The sequence below is a fragment of the Leifsonia sp. SIMBA_070 genome (assembly GCF_046534635.1).
In the GTDB taxonomy this organism is placed as follows: Bacteria; Actinomycetota; Actinomycetes; order Actinomycetales; family Microbacteriaceae; genus Leifsonia.
Genome location: NZ_JAWRYK010000113.1, coordinates 1 through 322, shown reverse-complemented (window position 1 = coordinate 322; position 322 = coordinate 1). Strand labels below are relative to the sequence as shown.

1 pseudogene is annotated in these 322 nt (G+C 64.3%); it reads right to left on the bottom strand.

Annotated features, from left to right (window positions below):
- A pseudogene (locus SB754_RS19640) lies at positions 1-322 on the bottom strand (NAD-dependent DNA ligase LigA); the annotation flags it as partial.

Below are 322 nucleotides of genomic sequence, written 5' to 3'. Positions count from 1 at the left end.
ATGAACTCCAGGACTTCTTCATAGGAGTCCAGGACTTTGTAGTACGGCGACGTGGGCAGGCCCCACTGCTTGAGCAGGTCATAGGTTTCCGACTGGCTGGCAGCGCTCAAGCCCTCCCGGGCGCCAATCCCGTGCACGTACATGCTCAGCGGACGCTGCGCGGTGACTTCGGGGTCCTTCTGCCGCAGGGACCCCGCCGCGGCGTTGCGCGGATTGGCGAAGGGCGCCTTGCCTGCTTCCACCATGGTTGCGTTCAGGCGCGCGAACTCCTTGGAGGGAATGAAGACCTCGCCGCGGATCTCCATCTCGGCGGGCATCATCC